The sequence below is a fragment of the Vibrio splendidus genome, from assembly GCF_024347615.1.
GTDB classification, from domain to species: Bacteria; Pseudomonadota; Gammaproteobacteria; order Enterobacterales; family Vibrionaceae; genus Vibrio; species Vibrio splendidus.
Genome location: NZ_AP025508.1, coordinates 1163542 through 1185306, shown reverse-complemented (window position 1 = coordinate 1185306; position 21765 = coordinate 1163542). Strand labels below are relative to the sequence as shown.

Here is a 21765-nt window from a genome sequence, read left to right as displayed (position 1 = left end):
ATTTTTATTTCACTGTGTTACATTAGCGGCTAGCAGCCCATAACTCAACTTCATATTGCATTATGTACACACTTACCAATGCCTCGTTCGAAATCGACGGTAAGAAGATCCTTTCGCCAACAACTTTGACCTTTGAACCAAAGAAGGTCACCACCTTGCTGGGTCATAATGGATGTGGCAAATCGACACTCATTAAACTGTTAAGTCGACAAAACACGCCAACTGAAGGTGACGTTCTCTTCAATGAGCAACCCCTCGCCTCATACAGTAACCTTGAATTTGCACACCAAGTCGCCTACCTGCCGCAGCACCCACCAATTACTGATGGCGTGACCGTTCGTGAACTGGTTTGCTTTGGCCGTTACCCATGGAAAGGCGCGTTTGGACGTTACAGCAAAGACGACTACGCCATTGTAGACGAAGCGATTGAAAAGGTTGGGCTTAACGCCTTTTCTGACCGATTTGTCGCAACGCTTTCTGGCGGAGAAAGACAAAGAGCTTGGGTCGCAATGCTACTTGCTCAGCAAAGCCAATGTATTTTGCTTGATGAACCGACTTCAGCACTCGATGTGGCACACCAACATGAATTACTTGCTTTAATCAGAGAGCTTAATCAGTCACTCGGCTTAACCGTGATCATGGTGCTTCATGATGTCAACATGGCCGCCAAATTCAGTGACCATTTGATTGCGCTTCATTCTGGAAAAGTGATTGCCTCCGGTTCGCCTAAAGATTTGATGACACCAGAAACACTGATGCAAATCTACGGAATGGAACTTGCGCTCTTTAAGCACCCTGAGACAGGGCAACCTATCAGCTACATCCCTTAAATAAAAAGGTACCTGTTGTGAAAAAGTTCATCACCATGCTGTTCACGGTATTAGCTTTCAATGCCATTGCTATAGAGAACGCTCACGCACTAGAAATCAAACATGAAATGGGCAGTGCCTCTTTCGATGCAACACCTAAAAAAGTGGTGGCTTTAGATTGGGCACTCACCGAAACCGTATTGAGCCTAGGCGTTGAGTTACAAGGTGTCGCAGACGCACAAGGTTATCAACAGTGGGTAGTGAAACCCGAACTGAATTCAAACGTGACCGATGTTGGGTCTCGACGCGAACCAAACCTAGAACTGCTGACGGAGCTAAAACCCGATGTCATTTTAATCAGTGAACATATGGCGGCGGCATACCATCAACTGAATAAAATCGCACCGGTATTGGTTTTCAGTATCTACAGTAAAAAAAAGCAGCCGCTTGAATCAGCAACAAACATCACTTTATCTTTGGGCAAGCTGTTCGACAAAGAACAACGCGCCCAACAAGTGATTGATGAGACAAGCAACAGATTAAGCGATAACGGTGAAAAAGTCCGTGCCGCTGGCAACTCAGACAAACCGCTGATCTTTGCGCGCTTTATCAACGACAAAACGTTACGCATTCATAGCCAAGGTTCATTAGCACAAGCCACCATCAGCAGCATGGGTCTGAAAAACGATTGGCAAGAGCAGACCAACCTCTGGGGTTTTAGCACCACAGGTACTGAAAGGCTCGCGGAACACCAACAGGCGAATGTGATGATCTTTGGCCCACTGACGGAAGAAGAGCGTAAGCAACTGACTCAATCTCCTCTTTGGCAAGCAATGGCGTTTACGCGCACAGACTCCGTTTACGAACTTCCTACTATCTGGACCTTCGGTGGGCTAATCGCAGCTCAAAGGTTTAGTGACAACATTACAGAACTGCTTACCCAAAAATAATGGCTACCATCAAGCTCGAAAAAACCGTCACAGGACGATTGAATATCAAGGCAGCTGTGCTATCTATCGCTGCTATTTTATTGATCAGCTCGCTACTGCAAATTACCGCTCCTTACTCTCAAGGGGTTGGCTTGATTTGGGATACGCTGTTTCACTTTGATTCTTCAAACTATCAGCATCTGATTACCCACCTAACCTATTTACCTCGGCTCGCTGTCGCACTGATTTGTGGTTTCGCACTGGCCGTCGCTGGGTGTGTGATGCAATTTGTACTGCGTAACCCCATCGCCTCACCTACCACATTGGGTGTTGCTGCGGGCGCAGAACTCGGCATGGTGTTGGGAATCCTTTTAATACCTGCCAACCTGGCGATCCCGGGGTTTATTCCCGCTTTCATTGGGGGCTGCCTTGCAACAGGCCTAGTCTTTACCTTAAGTTCTGCACGAGGCTTTTCGCCATTACACATGGTGTTAGCCGGTATGGTTGTCAGCCTGTTTTTAGGCTCACTCAACACCATGTTGCTCATGTTGCATGAACAACGACTTACCAGTATTTTTGTTTGGGGCGCCGGTGTACTGAATCAGAATGACTGGTCGAGCGTGCAGATCTTACTTCCGCTAGTCTCTATACCGACTTTGTTATTGCTGGTTTTACAACGCCCACTATCAGCGCTGCAATTCGGTGACAATGTTGCGACATCACTTGGTGTCAACATCAAACAAATCAAATTGCTTTGCTTATCATTGGCCATTTTTATAACCGCAGCCGTGGTCAGTGAAGTGGGCTTAATCGGATTCGTTGGCATTGTGGCTCCTGCTATCGCTAGGCTTCTCGGTGTAAGAGCACTGGCGAAACAGATTCTAGTCAGTGGGTTGGTGGGTAGCTTCATTCTATTAATTGTGGACTTAGTGATTCAGCCATTCTCCGGCTTTGGTGGCGAACTGCTCCCTACTGGCGCAATGACGGCGCTGCTTGGTGCTCCCTTCTTATTGTGGTTACTGCAGCGAACTAAGCTGCAGTCCGACCTCAAAAATCGCAGTGAAACCATTGAGCACTACAAATTCGCCGATACGCGCAAAGTACTGACCGTGATGTCAGTGCTGTTGATGGTAATGTGTGTTCTTGCCCTTACAGTAGGTAAAAACCAGTTCGGTTGGAATGTTGAACTCAACCCATCGCTATTCGATCTGCGTATACCTCGCGTGTTGGTTGCGTTATTAGCCGGTATCGGGCTTGCGTTTGCGGGCACAATTATTCAACGTATCTCAAACAACCCGATGGCGAGCCCCGAAGTATTGGGGATCAGCTCAGGGGCTGCTCTGGCGTTAGTGCTCGGCACACTATTTGGCACAGCTGTCAGCCGAGAAGAGCAAATGCTGCTTGGTACACTCGGCGCGACGTCGGTGACGGCATTGGTTTGGTTGATGGGTAGAAAACACAATTTCGCCCCAACGCAAACCTTGTTAACGGGCATCGCGCTAAGTGCGGGGCTCGACGCTCTACTGCGCATCACAATGAGCTCGGGCAATGAGAATGCAACCGCGCTCCTCACTTGGCTTTCAGGCTCGACTTATTTAGTCGCTAATCAAGATGTTATTTTGCTCGCCGTTGGTGTTGCCATCGTAAGTGCAGTGGCGCTGTCTTTGAATCGCTGGATTGAGCTGATTAACTTAGGTGACGTCACCACAAGCAGCCTAGGTATGAACACAACCGCTGTTCGATTGGCTTTGCTTTTGCTAGTCGCGGCACTAACAACTCTGTGCACCATCGTAATTGGGCCATTGAGTTTCATTGGATTATTGGCGCCACACATGGCGCGTTCGCTTCATCAATATCGCGCGATTCCTCAAATGCTCACTGCAGCATTATTAGGCGCTATTATCATGGTTGCTGCCGACTGGATTGGCCGAACATTATGGTTCCCATGGCAATTCCCTGCGGGGTTATTAGCCTCTCTGCTTGGTGGCGGTTACTTCCTCTATCTAATGAGAAAATAGGCGCAATTTATAAGTCACTTTACCCGCAGCTCCCCCGTTTGAAGTCAAGGCTTTAAGCGGGGCTCCCTTCTAGCCCCCTAATTAACACACTTGCCAACAGACTTATCAATAACCAAAAAACTATTCAATTACCGACAAACCGTTCAATTACCAACAAACTTATCAGCATTGTCTTTTGGTTACAGAAACACAATTTATGGTATTTAAACCTTTTTGTGTTTACCATGAAACCAAGATAAAACACATACTCTGAGCGTCATGGACATAACAACAATTACAAAGCTCCAACAAGATTTGTTATTCAAGGTCATCACGAGGCTAAAAGCCGACAACGCGAAAGCGGGCAGCAGCCTGAACGAATCGTCATTGGCACAACAATTCGAAGTATCGAGAAGCCCCATTCGAGCGGTGTTAAAGCACTTGTCAGCGCAAGGCATCACTAAAGTAGTCCCTTACAAGGGTTCGGTGTTGCAAACCGATGCAGCAGATATTGAAATTTCAGGCCAAGACAACGACCAACAACCTCGCCAAGAACAATTATACCTTCGTGTACTCATGGATTTATTCTTTAGTGAGTTAGGTCAGTCGTTTTCCGAAAAAGACCTGCAACAACGTTATGATGCCAACCGTGGTGAGATGCAAAGCGTACTGCGCCTGCTAGAAAACGATGGTATTTTTCGCCGTAGCCCAGGATACAAATGGCAGCTTGATGGTGTTTTAAATACATTAGAAAGGCACACTGAAAGCTATCGATGTCGACTCATTTTCGAGCCAGCAGGCCTACTCGAACCAACATGGATACTTGATGGTTCCGATCTGGAAGGCTGCCAAGAGCGCCATGTGCAAGCCATTACGAACCCAGAATCTGTTAACGCCAGCCAACTCTTTAGCCTCAGTGCCGAGTTTCACGAGCAGCTTGCCGCATGTTCAGGAAATCGCTTCTTATTGAGCACCATGCAGCAACATAATCGCCTTCGTAAAGCGACTGACCTGGTTTCGATGCACATCCAATCATCAGTCATTAAATCGTGTCAGCGACGCCTAGAGATCATTGAATTAGTACTTGAAGGTAACAACCACGTAGCATCAGCAAAGCTAGCTCAGCTACTGGAAAATGATATTCGCGTCATGAAACGCACCTACAACGACGTAATGAATGTCTCTATGGAACAGCGAGAAAGCTTAATCAACAGTATCATGGCAAAAAACAGTTAATCACTTGGGCAGTCAAATCATGGCTGCCCTTTATCGTGTCCCTCTATCGTTACAAACATCGTTTTCTTCCTGACTCTCACGATAACACTTACGATTAGCACCCGTTAAATTATAGGCTTAGCGCCCACTTCAACACATACAGCACAAGGCTCTAACCCTACTTTTCTTCTACGGCTAACAACGTCGCCCAACCACTGACTCCAAATCTATAAAAGAAAATTGCACTTTCATATTGTATTTTCGCAACAAAAACACAATAATAATGATTCTTATTTAGAATTGATAAGCTTAACGATAATGCTTCGTACTTTTGTTTTGAATTAATTGTCGTTTAAGTGACATGAACGTGAACGTATACAAGCTTGGAAGATATCGAGATGAGTATGTTTAAGGTCATAAGTAATGACCACCGTTCACCTCTTTTCTAATTTAAGAGGCTTCATTTATTACTGACCAGTAAAGATGAACGCTTAATTACTTATAAAAACAACAAAGTCACCGCACAGATATGAGTCTTTGTGCAGCCTTTTATTGATCAAGATTGAGAACAAAATGAAAACCGAAAAAGGAAGTTTCAAGCTTTCCACTGTTGCACTAGCGATTGTCGCTGCCAGTACAGTGTTTACAGCCCAAGCACAAGAATACACAACCGAAGACAAAATGGTGGTTGTCTCTAGTCGTACTCCTAAAGCGATCAGTGACATTCCGGGTACAGTTTGGTACATCGACTCCGATAAAATTGAACAGGAATATCGTGGTGGTAAATCACTAGGCGAGATTCTATCGGCAAGCATTCCCTCTCTAGATGTAAGCAGCGGTGCTCGTACTAACTATGGTCAGAATCTGCGTGGCCGTAAGATGCTCGTTATGATTGATGGCGTATCACTGCAATCATCTCGTCCAATAAGCCGTCACTTAGACTCCATCGACCCATTTAACATTGAACGAATCGAAGTACTGTCTGGTGCAACTTCAATTTATGGTGCAGGAGCTTCAGGCGGTGTGATCAACATCATTACCAAAAAAGCGCAAGGTGAAGAGTTAGAGTTTGAATCCTTTGTTGGAGGCTCAACTGGCTTTAATTCTGGAGAAGATTTCGATTACAAAGTCGGTCAATCTATCTCTGGCGGTAACGACAAAGTTCAAGCGCGCACCTCTGTGGTTTACACCGAAACACAAGGCTTTTTCGATGCTAATGGCGACATCGTTACCCCTGATATTTCTCAAGGCTCACTACAGTTCAATAAGACGGTCGACTTCCTAACGACGGTAGGCGTGAACCTCTCTGACACGAAGAAACTCAACTTCCTTGCACAATATTACGATAGCCAACAAGACTCACCTTACGGCCTGTACATTGTCGGCCGCGACTTTGTTGACGTACGTAAAGGCTTTGATTCTGACCGTGAACATGGCACCGAACGTATTATGCTTAGCGCCTCTTACGTCGATGATCAGTTCCTTGGCCATCAGTTGATTGCTGAAGCTTCGTACCGTAAAGAAGACCAAACTTACACACCTTATTTCCAATCTTCTGGTCAGCAAATTACCGATGTTATTGCATTAAAAACAGCACTGGCTAAGAGCTTCAATAAATTCAATGTTGTCTATGGTATCGATGCGTATCAAGACCAACTAGACAGCAACCAAGCGCTTTACGATCCGACGATTGCGAACAATTCAGGTAACTTGATCAACAAAACTTACGCGAAAGTCGGCCGTTACGCTGGGGTTAAAGTCAGCTCTATCGCGGGCTTTGTTCAATCTGATTATGCGATCACGAATGACTGGACGGTAGAAGGTGGATTCCGCTACCAATACATGTCTAACAAGATTGATGATTTTGTTGGCTACAGCCAACAGAAGAAAATTGCAGCTGGCAACGGCACTACAGCCGACGCAGTACCTGGCGGTGAAACCGATTACAGCGTTGGTCTATTTAATCTCGGTACGATCTACCACCTCACCAACGAATCTCAAGTATGGGCAAACTTCTCACAAGGTTTTGATCTTGCTGACCCAGCGAAATACTACGGACAAGGCGACTACACCCTAGTTGGCGATCACTGGAAACTTAACGACAGCATCAACGTTAATGACTCGAAAATGTCTGGCATCAAAACCAACAGCTTTGAGTTAGGTTACCGCCTTGATAATGGTGATTTTAACCTGCAAACCGCGGCGTACTATTCACAATCTGATAAATCAGTTAAATACGACAAGAACACACTGCTTATCGAAGAAATCGACGATAAAAAGCGTGTCTATGGTTTAGAAGCGATGGCCTCTTACTGGGTGCATGAGAACATTCAGATAGGCGCATCAGGTCACTACGTGATTTCAGAAGTGAAAGGCGATGACGGTTGGAAAGACTTTACCGCGGGCGAAGCCAGCACTTCAAAAGCCAATGCTTGGGCAGGTTGGTATGACACAGACCTTTCTGTCAAAGTACAAAACCAAACCATGTTTGATTACGAAGATGACGTTCAAAACAAACTTAACGGCTATACCGTCTTTGACTTAGTTGGTACCTACCAGCTTCCAGTGGGGAGCTTAGGTTTCGGTATTCAAAACCTACTGAATAAAGACTACACCACCATTTGGGGTCAACGTGCTCAAATCGTCTACGCGTCACATTACGATTCAGCAGCGTATGACTACAAAGGTCGTGGCCGAACTTACAACGTAAACTACCAAGTTAAGTTCTAACCGAGTACTCATCAAAAATATAATTAAAAGGGTTGGTATTAATACCAACCCTTTTTCACAATTAGATGTGACTTAGCTTAATTAGCGTATGCGAATAAACGTCAATTCCAACATGCATTCTAAGTCAATTCTAATTTTTAAATTATTAACTATACAGTCATTTATTAAATTGCATAAAAATTAACAAGTCGCTCACTGTAACCTAAATTAGCCGGGGTATGATTAATTTCCACTGTAATATTACCAGAAAGCTCACCGTCGGCCTTATATACAGGGCAAGATGCTATATCTGACAAGTATGACTCTTCCGTAGGCGCACTAAAGTAATAGATTTTTTGTAGGTTACATTCACCTACCTTCATTCCCAAAGCTTCAACTTCCGAGCGTTGACGATAATAATGTGGGCCAATGTCTAGAAGGTATTCAGGGCTATGGGTATAGATCTCACTGGTATAATGCTCAGCAAATTCACTCTCAGCAATGAAGTTCTCACTCTCCATGCTGTAAAGAATGTTCAAATGCCAATAGATGATCTCAGACTCATCATTCGTTGATTGACCCGGTTTAGAATAGACACATTGGATCTGACTGTGAGGAACATCTAAACCTTGATTAACTTGGATATCATTACGAAGCGTATTAATACCACAGCGATGCAGTGCAAAACCCTCTTGCTTCATCGACTCGTTTACTTGGTTAGTTGATTGGTATTGAACGTAGACACCTTCAGGCGATTCACCGGTGATAACGTTACTATTATCAGCATAAGCAAACGGACTTAGGCAGGCGGTTACAGACACTAACGCTATTGTTTTTTTCATTATTATTTTTCCTTTATGATTGGCGGCAGGAAAATAACTCAAAAATAAAATATGCAACACAGCGCTCATTGATATTTGTGATCTTGGTTAAAGCAATGATTGGTTTTATGAATGTTAAAGTTTGCCATCAGGTATATCTTCCCTCTAGAACTAACAACACCTCAAAAATATAATGGTTAATTGGGAAAGATGATTATTTTAAAGAACATCTACATTTAACCAGCATTAACTAGTCAATATTTAAACCAACTTAAAAATTATTAATCATTCTGTTTAATTATCAAAATAAAAAAGACGATCCTATATGACTCGTCTTTTTATTATTAATTTAGTCTAATGCGTTGGCTCGACAATGACCGTTATATAAATAGAGTTATCGAGTTAAATATGATTATTGAGATTGCGACACAGAAAGAGACACACCTGAGAAACTGCGGAACGCGTTAATCATAATGTAGAGATCTTCATCAGTCTTAAGTGCATCGCAAGACTCGAAGTTACCGGAACGATACGGGCGACAGTCGTAGTCACCTTTGGTTGGCTGTTGTCCAGAACGAATGTATAGGTCGGCATCCCCAACACCAGACTTAATCGTAACGGTAACACCAGCAGTACGATTCGCCGCCTTAAGTACAAACAGTTTTTGGTCGCCTGAAGTCAGTGCGATATCAGACACTAAACTGTCTAAAATCACTTCTGGGATCTCATTCTTAGGCTCACCAACCGAGCCGTTAGGTAGCGCGTCATTGAAATGCGAATCCACTAATGGCCAAATCTTGCTGATTTTCACACCTTGGTTTTCGCAGCCTCCGAAATGATGCAAGGCAATGGCTTTGTTGTTATCGGTTCGCAGAACAGGTGACCCAGACGAACCTCCAATCGTGTCACAGAAATAACCAGTATCCGTATTTACTCCTCGTCCATTCGCTGAAGCCACATCGATCTGACACAACCCTGAACCATTTTGATCGATCTCAATGGCAAGCTCTTTCGGATTACCCGCTCCGTGTTGAGGAATATAAATCCCATCACCGAACATCGGCTCTTCTGCGTCTAACCCTAGATAACCAAACGACGCTATCTTTGAAAAATCATCTACAGTAAACAGCGTGTAATCCAGGTCATAATCGGTGCTGAGTATTTTATTCCCCATCACTTTAACCGTTGTCGCCATAGAACCATCACACGTACGACGCTGATAGTTAAACCATACCTCGGTATTTCTCAACTCAGACTCTGTTGCGACACAATGGTTATTAGTGAACATATGATTGTCTGGTCCCACACGCCACGCGGTACACAAGCTGCGACCATTAATGAGTAGCCTTGCAACAGGTGTTGTCCAAGCTACTTTGTCTGGGTGAGCGTCTTCCCAACAAGCAACGTCTTTGCGTTCATTCACGCCACAAGTCGATAGCGTCGCTAAGGCCTCTTCGTCTGCACTTTTACCTGCCATGTAGTAATCAATTTCAAACTGAACATGCTGACCGTTTGAATTGGAGATTGATTCAATGACAACAGAATCACTGGAAATCGATTGAGCGAACCAATCTATTTGGCTGTCACGGTACTCCACAACCTCACCACTGGTGCTTGACTTAAGATGTAGCACGCTGCCTTTCGGAACAGTAAGAGACTTGAAGTGAAGCTTAATGAATGACGCACCAGCGTGTTCAAGTTGCAGTGTGTGTATACCACTCGATGTCTCAGCCAGTTCTTGGTTCGACAACTGATAGTTCACTTCATCGGCAATAACCGGAAGATATGGTTGAACGGGAGGATACGGTTGAACTGAAAGGTTTAGTTGTGCGTTAACGAGCGAAGAAAAGAACCATATTATCGCAAGCCCAAGGTTAGATAAGATTACTTTCATTGGATTTCCTTTATCGGTTTGTGGTGTTCCCTTCACAAACATATGTGTAAAAAACACATATAACACAAAATGCAGATTCCTTTTTGAGTAAAGAAATATCGACACTAACGACAGTTTATGGATTTCAATGAGATAGCGCTCTATTTCGCCTGTTCTGGGCAAAGTACCTGTACACCATAGCGTCCTAAGTCAAACGAAAAAGAATCATGGCGTTGTTATGGTTTTTGCTAATCTGAAGATAAGTTCGGCAGAGCTCTGTGCGGGATATTTTGTACTTTGATTGGCGGTTAATACAAAACTAAAAAGGGTTGGCAACACTGCCAACCCTTTTCAATTGAGGGTTCATTCCGAACTCCTCTATGTTCAATTCTACTTATACTTAAGCTGTCTTTTCGTTCAAGTTTGAATCTTGTTTGTCATCAAGCGCAAAGTAAACCTTAGATACGATCACTTCTGAAATCAAAATCGTAAATACCACAGCGAAGAACGCAACTACGCCGCCCCAAGGGCCTGTGAAGCTCACCTTGTCACCGAACATGAGGTTTATCGCTTCTAGCATGACGAATTTTGAGCCAACAAGAATAATGTATGTCGACAGCGCTCGATACACCTTAGGTGCCGTTCCAGATTTCTGTTTAAAGTAATCCGCTACCTTGTGCTCTAAGCCAATAGAGAGCTTCAACAATAGCTGCAGTAACAACGCCGCTATCAAAGAAATAGTGAAAGATTCAATGTTGACGAAGTCCCAGTACTCATCGAAAAAGTTAAGCACTACTAAGTCCACCAGCACGGCTAACGTGTAACCTACGAATAGACGTTGTGGTGTGTTGAACCCGTAAACTTTGCCTGATTTAGTCATTCTGTCTCTCTCTAATTTGATAAGTAGCCTTGATTTAAAATACATCTTAGCGTTCGAATCGAAGCAAAACTTACCATTTCATGACATCGCCAACATTCATTCCTCAAATTAATGATTCGACAAAAACCCCCTTTGCCTCTCTTATAGCAATAGCAAAACACACCCAATTCACCACTGTCACCAAATGGCCATTCTTCAAATGCTGCGCCCCATATGATGACCCCATCAGCGACACACACTCATTTCCAAAAGGTGCAGACTATGAAAAAGCTAATCACTAACGCGAACGTATTTAACGGTGTTGATAACAACTTAATCGAGAACGTATCAATCCTCATCGAAGATAACTTGATCACTCAGATTGGAGAGATTGACCCAACGATTGCCGATGAAACGATTGATGCTCAAGGTGGCACAGTCATGCCAGGCCTGATTGATGCACACGTTCATATCACTTTATCTGCACCTTTCAATGTGATTGATACCATGACACGCGAAGAAGTGGCGATTCGCTCAGCGAAGATTTCGGAAGAGATGCTGATGCGCGGCTTTACTACCATTCGTGATGTAGCGGGTAACACACTTGGCCTTAAAAACAGTATCGACAACGGCTATGCCACTGGCCCACGTATTCTGCCTTCAATGGCAGCTATCTCACAAACCTGTGGTCACTCCGATTACCGTCAAAACCAAGCACAAGAGCGTTTAGCAAACGGCCATGAAGACTCACCAATGATGAAGCAAGGCTCAATGAAAGTGGCCGATGGGCGTTCAGAAGTATTGAAAGCGGTGCGTGAACAGCTATTCATGGGCGCGTCACAAATCAAGATCATGGCTGGTGGTGGCGCATCTTCAACCTTCGACCCGCTAGACACATTGCAATTTACATCAGACGAGATGAAAGCCGCAGTTGAGGCCGCTTCCGATTACGGCACTTATGTCGCTGCGCACATCCACACCTCTGATGCGATGCGCCGAGCGGCAGAAGCGGGCGTGATGTCTTTCGAACACGCGACGATCATGGACGACGACATTGCCGAGATCATTAAAGAGAAAGGCATTTGGGTGATTCCTTCTTACTTTACTTCTTCATTGATTGCAGAGCGCAAGATCCCGCTGCCGAATGAGGAGACATACCGCAAGACAGAACGCGTAGGCAAAGCCATGTTCAAGTCAGCAGAACTGATTAAGAAATACGACATCCAGAACATCGCTTTTGGCACTGACTGTGTAGGTGAAACCAACGTTCACGCGACACAATTGAATGAACTTGGTGCGATTGAGCAAGTATTCGATACCATCACCGCACTTCGCATGGCGACATCAAACTGTGGACGCTTGTTCGAGATGTCGACTTATCAACACCCGTACCAAGAAGGCAAGTTAGGTCAGATCGTTGAAGGCGCGTATGCCGACCTATTGATCATCGATGGCAACCCACTGGACAGTGTTGCTTGTGTCGCTAACACAGAGACACAAAAATTGATCATGAAAGACGGTAAGGTGTACAAAAACACGCTTTAACCTCGAAAAGCGCTCGTCCTACGCCAAACAACAAAACAACAAAACAACAAATCTAAAGCAAATAACCGAGACGACTAACTTGGTTGTTTGCTTTTTTTTAGATCGCCTAAAACTGTTCTCACCTTCCATTGAAAATCTTAGATATCCAATTCACTCAATAAAACATATAAATTCACTGCCATGCTACGAGTTAGTTTCCGTTTTTCGAGTTGGTTTTCACTCGATGAATTAGCTTCCACTCTATGAATTAATTTACATTTACGTATTACCCACCCAAATGGCATCCACCTAAAAACCACAAATGGAATATCAACCTATAAAAATAAAACATAAACAACCTATAATTATTTCGTAAAAAATACAGAATCAAGGGAATTATTTCAGCATAGATAGCTCTAACTAAATGTTAAATAAACATTTATCTGGAGGTGCTATTCTAATGCAACTTTGGTACCCCTCCCCCTTAAGTTGCACATTAAATAATTTGGATAAGTAAAAATACCATTAATAACTTTTTGTAATCAGGAATTAGCAATGAGACTGTTGTTGTACTCAACATGTGGTGTTCTGAGTTTTCTAGGAATATTTGGCCTAGCTGCGTTATACATTGTTTACTAATTTGCAAACTATTTTTATAAGTTAATAAACAAATAAGAAAAAGCCCTAATAAATAGGGCTTCTTTTTATCCATCAATAAAAAATGCAAATATTGTAAATTATTCTATTTACTTTTCTCTTCTAGCTTAGCCTTTACTATTTGATATAGTTTTTCGTATGGCAGATAACCGGGGAGCAATGTTCCATCAATGAGCATCGCTGGTGTACCTCGAACACCCAGCTTTGTAAACAAGTCATAGTTTTCAGCAACTTCAGTCGTTATTTGACTGTCTGAAGAAACGTAATCAGTGGCTTTGTTCTTCTTCGCTACTTTCATTATCGAACGAACGTTGTGAATGCCAGGCTTACTGATCAACATCTCTTCAACTGCTTTGTATTTTTCTTTGTCATTGTTCCAGACATTGAGTCCAAAAGTTGCTGAGTTCAGTGGCGAATCTCTCTCCTTTAGAGGGATATAAATATTTATCACCTTGATGTCATTAGGGAACTCATCCGCTATTTTTCGAAGAACAGGGTCTAATTTTTTGCACCACGGGCAACTAAAATCAGTCATATTTACGATCGTCAGTTTTGGATGTTCGGAACCATACCAAGGGTGATGTGGGTTGTTATAAATAAAGTCATGACTCTCAGCTAACGTTTTATCAAAGCTACTTTGTTGATCTATGTAAGCAGCCAGACTGTCGTGAACCGAATCGATAATACCTTCGTTCGTTTCTAGCATTTGCGTTATCTCGGCAATTTTTTCTTGTTTTGTCATTGCGAAAGTGACGGGTGAGAAAGCCAGAGTAACCAATAGTGTGATGATGCTTTTTGTAATGAATTTCATATTTTTCCCATTAATACTTAGCTAACCAAAGTCGGGCTGCGATACCTATTGGCGTAGTAATTCCTGAAGTAACACTTGTTACTTTTCCATCATTAATAACAATGAGTGTTGGCGTTAAGGAGATTCCCCAATCGCGTGCAATTTTACCTTGAGTGTCATTAATGTTGTCGTAGCTATACCCTTTAGCATTCATATAGCGTTGAACTCTTTCATCTTTACCCGAAGTCAGTGATACACCAACGACGGGATAGCTTGATGAAAACCAATCAACCACTGGCGTCACAAATTTGCAGGCGACGCACCACGTCGTCCAAAAGTAAACTAATACCGGTTCCTTCTTGCTCATCTCTATTACATCTATCGGTTTACCGGATAACGACATCCCAACCATCGGCGGAACGTTCTGCATTGGAACGTCTTTTGTTCGCCAATAATCAACACCAAAGACCACGACCAATGCAAACAAGGTATACAGTAATGCCGATCTCAACTTCTGCTTTTTGGTCTGAGGTTTTGCCTTAGCTTTTTTTCTCATCATTCGTCACCACCTTTTGCTTTCTCAATGGCTTCCATAACCGCATCACTGGTTAAGATGACAGGAAGCTCAATACCTTCAGGAGCGTTAGGGCCATAAACCACATTGAACGGAACACCGAACCGGTTGTGATCTTGTAGGTATGACGTGACGCTATCACTCGGTACAGTCCAATCCCCCTCCATCGGCACTACATCACCTTCAGTCAATACGCTGTAAACAGGATCTTGTAAGAGAACCCCGATCTTGTTTGCTTTACAAGTCACACACCAATCAGCGGTAACATCAACAAAAACCACTTGGCCATTCGCAACATGCTCATCAATGACCTCGGTAGACAACGCTTCCCACTCAGGTTCTGGTGGCAGCATTTTAGATGTTGCTTTCTCGACAAATAACGAGGCAGAGATAACACTCAACAGCAGCAAGCCAACAGCACCCGCAGTCTTGATTCCATGCACTTGAACCAACCTGACAAGCAATAGGCAAACACTGACCGCCAGTATTGCGTATAGCCACAATTGAGGGACATGAGGTCGAAGCAAGCTAAAGAGCCAAACGCTAGTGATTAGCATCATTCCGCCGAACAGGTATTTAACACGGTTCATCCATGCCCCAGGTTTAGGCAGCGCCAAAGCTATCGATGGGAATGCAGCAACGATGATCCATGGAAGTGCCATACCGACGGCAAGTGCGGTGAAAATACCAAACATCGTCGGGATAGTCGTGGCAAGAGCAAATGCAACGGCTGTACCAAGAAATGGAGCAGAACATGGCGTAGCCAATAGCGTTGCGAACATGCCTTGAGTAAAGTGTCCGACGTAACTACTGTCTCCCTTGGTTGCCATCCACGTATTTGTATTCGATGAAAGACGGATCTCGAAAAGCCCTAACATGTTGGCGCTGAAAAGGGCTGTGACGATAAACATCCCACCGATAAACCAACCATTTTGGAACTGAATTCCCCAACCGATAACGCTGCCTGATATTTTTAACACAGCCAAGAAAGTGGCGATTAACCAGAAGGATGCGAGGATGCCACTCGCAGACGCAAGGAATTGGAACCTAACCTGTTTTCTTGCCATGCCTTGAGCAGAAATAACCCCACTCAGTTTCATTCCAAGTACAGGGAATACACAGGGCATGATATTGAGAATCAACCCTCCTAATAGCGCCAAAAGCACCATACTTACCATAGAGCTATTACCCACTATGCCGTTGGTAACAGTGGCTGGGTATTCTGTGATGAAGTCTTTGTCTTTGATGCTTACACGAATGTGTTGGTTGTTGAGATCGGGTGTGCCCATCCAGCTGCTTACGTCATAAGTCGCAATGGCTTGGTTACCTTCAATTTCAATGTGAGGAATACCAAATTCAGCATCTTGCATTTCATCTGAATCACCATCCACGATTATATCGGGTGCAGTCCAACCAATTTGATGTGTAGCAATAACTTGAAGTTGCGACTTGTGAGCATCCCAAATAGTAGATGTGCCCTCTACAAGCGGTGAGTCTTTCGGCACTTCGCTCATTGCTTTTGCGTAGACAAGCATCGCGTCGTTATTCACGGTCATCTCACTTGGGTTAAACACCAAGTTGATGTCAAAATCCGTGAGAATACATATGGTGGTGCATGAAGACATCGTCAGCACTGCATGGAGCTCAACAGGTTTGTTCATATCATCAATATGAAGATTCATCGGAAAGATGATGTTGTGCTTGTAGCCTAGCGTATCTATGCCGAGCAAGTTGAAGCGTTGAGGAAACTTCCAAAACCATTGCAGTTGCGAAACGTTCTTAGAGTCGGCCCATTTAATTTTGGGCGCAATGCCTCCTTCGCCAGGACTTCTCCAGTAAGTTTTCCATTCATCAGAAAGGTTCACTTCCAGATAACCCGCCGCGGTTTTATCTTCTTTATTAATTTGTCCTGTCATGACAAAGCGCGTTTCTACATACGGATGTAACTTGTCTTGCATCCAACCCGTTGTAACAGGAGTCATCGATTCGCTCGCACTTGCGTTCACAGTGAATGTTGAACACAACGCAACGAATAGCCAAAGCACAACAAAGCGCAATGACATTTTGCTTTTAGGCATGTCTAATTTTTCCTTAAAAAATGAATAATATGAGTGTTAGTTAAACGCTCTTATTCTCATTCTTTAAAGACACAGACCTTAAGATGGATGCGCCTACCTTTGTGAAGGATTGGCTCAGTGAAGGGAGGGAAATACGGGACGGTACTTAGCAGCCACAATACGACGACAACGAGTATGAAGTACGTGAATATTGCTTGATCATTGACTTGGTGGTGATCAAAATTTATCAGATGTTCTGATAACTCACATTTTTGGACGGATTGACCGTCTTGGGATTGAGATGCCCCATCAGTAAAAACGCCACCATCGCTAATATTGTTTGCCTGCACGGCAGTAGAAATAGCAGAATCACTGTTGTCATAATTTACTTTGCAGCCTTGGATAAAACTCATATTACTGGCGAGACAGAAACAGATAACCCAACCCACTAATAATAGTGCGCGACGAGTTAGCTGATGTGTGTTTCGACTTGAGATCATATCTAAACTGCAGATGTCTTGTGATGGTAAACGTAGCAATACGACTTAACTAAAATAATAAAGTTCAATTTTTTTCGTATGGCCGATAATTTTCATGAATCAAAGCGATTGAGAATCGTAAAAATCGTATACCAACAATCAGTATCGAAAAGACAATCTCTATAGCACATCGGTATCAGCCATAGCGCTGTCGAGCTGCATGGAATAAATAAACTCGAATCAAAACAGGACATGATCAAGAACAACATATGACCTAACTCTCTGTTTTCTTGCTAGTATTAAATTCATGCTGTTTGTTTATGTATAAAATTTGTTGATTGAATGACGAAGCTTGTTGATATGGGGATGAGATTGGAATGAGACGATTACTGACTGCACGCTTACTCAGTACAGTGCTGTTACTCAGTACAGTGCTATCAGGGTGCAGTAACTTTAGAAACCTGTCTAATGAGATAGAAGCTATAGACTCCATAACCAATCAATACATGGTGACCTTGAGTCAACCTGCCTCCGGCTCTGCCGTGGTGATTGAACAAATCAAAGACATCAATAAAAGCGAAGTGGATGGCTACGATGGCATCATAGACAGCGACAGTATTCACTTACAACTCTCAAATAACATCCATTACCTCCTCGTCTTTGAAGATAAGAATCAAGACCTAACCCTACAAGCTGATGAAGCATTCAGCGTGGTTAACCTGCGCGGTCACAAAGACAAATCGACAATCGAAGTATCACTCGCCGTTAATGAGAGTGATGCCCCAAGAGCGTTTGTTGATCGTTCATTGTCCTCACTATTAAAAATAGAGTTAGACCTCGTCGATATAGGCACAGTGGTGGATTTATCAGATCCTCCTTTTGAAAAAGGGAATGCAAAACTCGGTATGTGGCAGCCACTAACATTCTTACTTGAAGATAATGCTGGGCTCTATTTTCTATCTGAATATGACCCAAATAAAATCCCAATCCTATTCGTACATGGAATCAATTCAACGGCTTTAGATTTCGCCCCTCTCATTGAAAAAGTGGACCAATCTAAATACCAAATATGGGTGTTTAACTACCCTTCAGGTCTATCTCTTTCTTTGAATTCGAAAGGCTTAAATAACCTATTCCATACAGTTGTGACTGAATATAAGATCCAACAGTTGCATGTTGTTGCCCACAGTATGGGCGGCTTGATCGTGACTAACAGTATTCGTCAGTGTCGCATTGGGCAGTTATGTGATTTTATTAGCAGCGTAACCACCATCTCTTCGCCGTTTGGTGGTGTCGAGTCAGCTAAACAAGGGGTGGAATACTCTCCCGTGGTAATGCCTGCTTGGGTTGATTTAAACCCAGACGGCCAATTTATCGCTGACTTATTTATTGATAACAGTAAGATTCACATTCCCCACTTTTTAGCCTTTGGCTATAACTCGGGCGATCTATTTAATACCAACAGTAACGATGGCGTCATCAATTTATCAAGCCAGTTATCACGCCCCGCTCAATTGAACGCCGACCAAATTCGTGGTTACAACGAAAACCATCTCAGTATTTTAGATAATGATGATCTGTTTGAAGACCTGTCGAGCTTTTGGCTAGCAGCAGAGCAATAACCCCTCCCTATACATAACCCGACAAACCAGTTGGCGTGAATGGTATGAACATTGGCGGTATTTGCACTGCAAGCCAACACGCCAATCTTTATTCTAGTCCCATAAATCAGCACACGGAGTGACGCTAAGCCTAGCGAGCTAGGTTTCGAGACAAGGATAGTGACTTTCTAACTTGGGATAGAAACGATGACTATCAATGAATTAAAACGCAGAGATTTTTTCAAAGTTATGGGGAAAGGTGCAGTTTCCGCTGCGGCTATCTCTCTGCCTACCTTAGCGAATGCAACGCCAACTTCGCCAACCAAGGTGCCTTCAGATCACCAAACCGCTGACTCGCCACTGGACGCGACCGAGATGGCGAACCTGATAAGAGACAAAAAAGCCTCGCCAAAAGAATTCGTACAAGAAGCCATCTACAAAATTCGCCAGACCAACGATCAAGTTAATGCAGTTGTTTCTGAGTGCTTTGACTTAGCGCTAGAGCGTGCAAACTCGTTTAACCCGAACTCACCTTTTGCTGGCGTGCCTTTCTTGGTGAAAGACTGCGTTGATGTTGTTGGGCTTGAATGCACCCTGGGTTCGAAGCTAAACCAAGGCAGAAAACCCAACGCGACCTCTTGGTTTATTCGAGCGACTCAAAATGCAGGGCTGAACACCATTGGCATGACGAACATCCCCGAGATGATGACACTAGGCTGCACACAGAACTCCCTTTACGGCGCTACACGCAACCCATGGGATCTAAGCCGAGGTGTTCACTCATCGACTGGCGGTGGCGCAGCAGCGATTGCAGCTGGCTATGTACCCTTAGTGCACTCTACTGATGGTGGCGGTTCTTCTCGTATGCCCGCTTCGGCGACTGGAATCTTTGGTTTTAAGCCAAGTCGAGAATCTTTGATCTCAGGGCTAACTGACGGTTCAACAAACGAAGGTTTTACCCATCAATCGTTTATGTCGAGAACCGTTCGTGACGCAGCTTTGGCTGTTTCAGTCACAGAGCAACATACAAAGAATGATTTTGAGACGCCTTTTCCTCGAACCCCAATAGGAATGGTTAATGCATCTCTTAACCGTCAGATAAAGATTGGCGTCACCCTTAAAGATATCCACGGTAGGCTTCCTGATGAAGATACGCTTGCAGCCATTCGTTCTACGGTCTCTTTGCTCGAAAGCCTTGGGCATATCGTTATCGAAGTTGAACAACCAATCCAAGATGGCGATGTGTTCATGCGTAACTATATGGGCGTATTTGGCAACAAGATGGCAAGCTTTGCTGAGCAATTCGACCGCTTAGGTATGCCGCTAGAGTCGATGCCAGACAAAGTGAGCGATAACGTCGTCTATTTAGCTCGCACGATGCAAGCACGCTTAAAAGCCACTCCTAGCTTGTATATCGACTCTCAAGAACGATGTCGAAACTTCGCGATCAATCACAATCGAGAGTTCTTTAAAAACATCGATATATGGCTCACCCCTTGTGCAAACCATGTTCCTTTGGATATCGCATATTTCGACCAGAAAGCGCACTCCGGCAAAGAAATATGGGCGCGTTCAGAGAAATTAATGTCCTACACGCCAATCGAAAACGTGGCAGGCAATCCGGCGATGTCGGTTCCCTTGTATTGGAACAAGCAGAACCTTCCAGTTGGTAGCCACTTTTCCGCAGCAAGAGGCAACGACCGCCTGCTATTTGAATTGGCCTATCAACTAGAACACGCCAAGCCTTGGGCAAACAAAAAAGCCCCGATTGCGCTTTAAAAAGCAATTCACTTTCAAAACAGTTCAATTTAGAAAACCATTTAAGTACGAGTCTTTTGATGAAACATATTATTTTCCTATTCTTGGCAAGCCTGACGCTTGCGCCACACTCATTCGCAGCTCTAGCACCAAGCGAAGGCTTCAGTGGCAACATGACCTTCCTAACTGGCTTCACCGCAAACTCAAGTAACCTCGATGTTGGTCAAAGCAACCATCAATCTCAAGCCGATTTAATGTCGTCGGGTAACACGGAAGCCGAGGGAATGGTCGCTGTTTTGGGTTCGGTGCAATACACCTTTGGCGCTTTGAATCACAAACAGTTTTTCTTAGGTACCTCAAGAGACGACATCATCACAGGTACGTTGGCATTTGAAGTTGGATATAGGCAGCAAGTGGAAAGCGGAATGGTGGTCGATTTTTCTATCTTGCCGACTCTGATATCAGGCGAAGTATGGGATGACCCTTATGCTGTTGACTCAAATAGGAAAGAAACCGACCTCACTGGCACTGTGGTTCGAATGCAGCTTTCAAGAATAATGGGCTCGAACTTTAATCTCGATGTCGCTTCTGGTGAGTCAGACGTTAAAAAAGAAAACACCGGCCTAAAGGGGCTTGGATTAACCGAAGAAGAACGCGCATTGATGATTCGAGAACGAAAGTACTTTTATCTCAAGTCTGGTTATCAGTACTTCTTGAAAGATGGGTCAGGCATTCTCACACCTTCAATGAATGTTTTCTCTTCAGATTCTGAGGGTGATGCACTATCGTTCTTGAGCCTTGGCGCGGAAATCAACCTAGCGAAAAGATACGGAAATCATGGTCTTGCTTTAACACTCAATGCAGCAAAACGCAGCTATGATAAAGAGAACCCAATCTTTAATAAGACACGTGAAGACAAAGACTTTGGCGCCTTCGTTGCTTATGAATACGCCAATATCTTTGATGCAAAAAACTGGTCTTTGGTGTCACTACTCGGCGCGAAGACAACGAATTCAAACATTGAGTATTACCAATCATCGCAATATGTGGTTTCAGTCGGTGTTGATTACAAATTCTAAGATTGAACTGAGGTTTTCATTACTTGTAACCCGT

Annotated in this window: 15 protein-coding genes; 9 read left to right on the top strand and 6 right to left on the bottom strand. The window is 43.8% G+C overall.

Features of this window, described 5'->3' with window-relative positions; all coding sequences use genetic code 11:
• Window positions 1–62: 62 nt before the first annotated feature.
• From OCU90_RS05315 to OCU90_RS05295, 5 genes are all read left to right on the top strand, one after another.
• Window positions 63–830: an ABC transporter ATP-binding protein gene (locus OCU90_RS05315; RefSeq protein WP_004736319.1), complete on the top strand. Its 768-nt coding sequence runs from the start codon at window positions 63–65 to the stop codon at window positions 828–830.
• 17 nt (window positions 831–847) lie between these two features.
• Window positions 848–1759: an ABC transporter substrate-binding protein gene (locus tag OCU90_RS05310; protein WP_061022726.1), complete on the top strand. Its 912-nt coding sequence runs from the start codon at window positions 848–850 to the stop codon at window positions 1757–1759.
• Complete coding sequence (gene fhuB, locus OCU90_RS05305; protein ID WP_061022728.1) at window positions 1759–3756, top strand: Fe(3+)-hydroxamate ABC transporter permease FhuB; 1998 nt, start codon at window positions 1759–1761, stop codon at window positions 3754–3756. Before OCU90_RS05310 ends, fhuB begins: the two co-directional genes overlap by 1 nt.
• A 258-nt stretch (window positions 3757–4014) precedes the next feature.
• Entirely contained in the window at window positions 4015–4971 is a 957-nt protein-coding gene (locus OCU90_RS05300; protein WP_061022730.1) for a GntR family transcriptional regulator, read from the top strand.
• 552 nt (window positions 4972–5523) lie between these two features.
• Window positions 5524–7680, top strand: a complete 2157-nt coding sequence (locus OCU90_RS05295) for a TonB-dependent receptor (RefSeq protein WP_061022732.1) — start codon at window positions 5524–5526, stop codon at window positions 7678–7680.
• Between the two features lie 164 nt (window positions 7681–7844).
• Here the strand turns inward: OCU90_RS05295 and OCU90_RS05290 are convergent, their stop codons facing one another.
• The 3 genes from OCU90_RS05290 to OCU90_RS05280 form a co-directional block, all read right to left on the bottom strand.
• Entirely contained in the window at window positions 7845–8501 is a 657-nt protein-coding gene (locus tag OCU90_RS05290) for a hypothetical protein (protein WP_017084633.1), read from the bottom strand.
• 391 nt (window positions 8502–8892) lie between these two features.
• The gene (locus OCU90_RS05285; protein ID WP_061022734.1) at window positions 8893–10374 is read right to left on the bottom strand and encodes a serine protease; all 1482 of its coding nucleotides are present in this window, start codon (window positions 10372–10374) and stop codon (window positions 8893–8895) included.
• 379 nt (window positions 10375–10753) lie between these two features.
• Entirely contained in the window at window positions 10754–11233 is a 480-nt protein-coding gene (locus tag OCU90_RS05280) for a hypothetical protein (RefSeq protein ID WP_061022736.1), read from the bottom strand.
• A gap of 261 nt (window positions 11234–11494) precedes the next feature.
• Between OCU90_RS05280 and OCU90_RS05275 the strand changes: the two genes are divergently transcribed.
• Window positions 11495–12757 (top strand): metal-dependent hydrolase family protein, encoded by a 1263-nt coding sequence (locus OCU90_RS05275; RefSeq protein ID WP_061022738.1) that lies wholly within the window; start codon window positions 11495–11497, stop codon window positions 12755–12757.
• Window positions 12758–13478: 721 nt separating this feature from the next.
• On the opposite strand, the gene OCU90_RS05270 is transcribed toward OCU90_RS05275, so the two are convergent.
• Genes OCU90_RS05270 through OCU90_RS05260 form a run of 3 tightly spaced genes read right to left on the bottom strand, consistent with a single transcriptional unit; the run spans window position 13479 to window position 16835 of the window.
• Complete coding sequence (locus OCU90_RS05270; protein ID WP_061022739.1) at window positions 13479–14204, bottom strand: DsbA family protein; 726 nt, start codon at window positions 14202–14204, stop codon at window positions 13479–13481.
• Between the two features lie 10 nt (window positions 14205–14214).
• Window positions 14215–14742 carry a protein disulfide oxidoreductase gene (locus OCU90_RS05265; protein WP_017084628.1) on the bottom strand — a complete coding sequence of 176 codons (528 nt, stop codon included), beginning with the start codon at window positions 14740–14742 and terminating at the stop codon, window positions 14215–14217.
• Window positions 14739–16835 carry a protein-disulfide reductase DsbD family protein gene (locus OCU90_RS05260; RefSeq protein ID WP_061022741.1) on the bottom strand — a complete coding sequence of 699 codons (2097 nt, stop codon included), beginning with the start codon at window positions 16833–16835 and terminating at the stop codon, window positions 14739–14741. Before OCU90_RS05260 ends, OCU90_RS05265 begins: the two co-directional genes overlap by 4 nt.
• An 835-nt stretch (window positions 16836–17670) precedes the next feature.
• Between OCU90_RS05260 and OCU90_RS05255 the strand changes: the two genes are divergently transcribed.
• The 3 genes from OCU90_RS05255 to OCU90_RS05245 all read left to right on the top strand — a co-directional run bounded on the left by OCU90_RS05255 (window position 17671) and on the right by OCU90_RS05245 (window position 21731).
• Entirely contained in the window at window positions 17671–18915 is a 1245-nt protein-coding gene (locus OCU90_RS05255; RefSeq protein WP_054543102.1) for a lipase family alpha/beta hydrolase, read from the top strand.
• Between the two features lie 186 nt (window positions 18916–19101).
• Window positions 19102–20673 carry an amidase gene (locus OCU90_RS05250; protein WP_061022743.1) on the top strand — a complete coding sequence of 524 codons (1572 nt, stop codon included), beginning with the start codon at window positions 19102–19104 and terminating at the stop codon, window positions 20671–20673.
• 59 nt (window positions 20674–20732) lie between these two features.
• Window positions 20733–21731, top strand: a complete 999-nt coding sequence (locus OCU90_RS05245; protein ID WP_017084624.1) for a DUF2860 family protein — start codon at window positions 20733–20735, stop codon at window positions 21729–21731.
• Window positions 21732–21765: the final 34 nt, after the last annotated feature.